Source organism: Mesorhizobium sp. M1050, from assembly GCF_040318715.1.
Taxonomy (GTDB): Bacteria; Pseudomonadota; Alphaproteobacteria; order Rhizobiales; family Rhizobiaceae; genus Mesorhizobium.
In genome coordinates this window covers 1-1,119 of record NZ_JAMYMV010000170.1, presented here as the reverse complement: position 1 = coordinate 1,119, position 1,119 = coordinate 1, and the positions used below count along the sequence as shown (strand labels likewise).

Sequence of the window (1,119 nt, the reverse complement as noted above, 5' to 3'; positions counted from 1 at the left end):
TGTCCGCGCTCAGTACATATGAGACGGCTGGGTCATCCGGTCTCGGCAGATTTTGAGATACTCGCTTGGAGTGAGGCCGTCGAGTGCTCCGTGTGGCCTGTGATGGTTGTAGAGATGCTGGAAAGCATCGACATGCTGGGCGATCTTGTCGATCTGGGTTGGCAGATCGACGGTAGCGTAGAATTCGTAGCGCCAGGCGCCGTTGCACCGTTCGACGGCTCCGTTGAGTTTTGGCGACCGTGGCGGCAGGACATAGAGGGGGATTTCGTTGTCCTGGCACGCGGTCTCGAATTCGGCCATGAACTCGGAGCCACCGTCGATCTGGATGGCCTTGATCGGCCACGGCATTTCGGCGGTGACCTTGGCGAGGAAGTCGGCGGCGTTTGCGGCGGTGGCTTGCGCATAGGGCTTTGCCACGGTCCACTTGGCGAAGACGTCATAGGCATCGAAGTGCTTGACGGTTCGACCCGGCGCGATGGTCAAGGTCAGCGTGTCGATCTGGATGACATCGCCGGGCTTTTCGAAGCAAACGTCCTTCGGCTTGCGGATGGCGTGTGGTCTGATCTTTGGGGGCGATTTGCGGCCGGCCTTGCGGATGAGTTCGGGCACCGGCGTCACCCGGCCACGCTCGACCAGCTTCTTCAGGATGCGGCCGACAGTGGCGTTGGAGACGGCAAAGCCGGCCTTGCGCAACACAGGACCGAGCTTGTCCTTGCCCCAGAAAGGAAAGTCCAGCCTGAGCCGCTCGACCTCGGCGCGCAAGGTCGGGCTCCAGCCGTTGGCGCGAACCCGGTGCGGACGCCGGCTCTTCGGCTCGGGTGCGCTTTCCCAGCGATAGAGGGTCGAACGCGGCACGCCGACCGCCCGCGCTGCCTGCCCGGCATCCAGCCCGTCCCGCATCGCTCGCCGCCATCGCGCCACCGCGTCGCGTCTTCTCTCTGCTTCGATTGTTGGGGTCTTCGCGCCGAGAAGCCGCGACGCCCGGCCGGCGTTGCGTATAATATGACCGGGCAGGCCAAAAACCTGCATGGGGTTCTCCTATGATTCGAGCTTCGCAACCCGAGTTACGGAGAACCCCTCCTCAACTGCAAGAATCTCATATCTGTCTGAGCGCGGTCA

1 protein-coding gene is annotated in these 1,119 nt (G+C 62.8%); it reads right to left on the bottom strand.

What is annotated here, in order from left to right:
- Nucleotides 1-9: 9 nt before the first annotated feature.
- Nucleotides 10-1,029, bottom strand: a complete 1,020-nt coding sequence (locus NKH57_RS33710; RefSeq protein WP_352950681.1) for an integrase core domain-containing protein — start codon at nt 1,027-1,029, stop codon at nt 10-12.
- Between the last annotated feature and the right edge of the window lie 90 nt (nt 1,030-1,119).

Bases quoted from the DNA above. Each gene is read 5' to 3' on its own strand.
- NKH57_RS33710 (WP_352950681.1), bottom strand. From the start codon at position 1,029: ATGCAGGTTTTTGGCCTGCCCGGTCATATTATACGCAACGCCGGCCGG.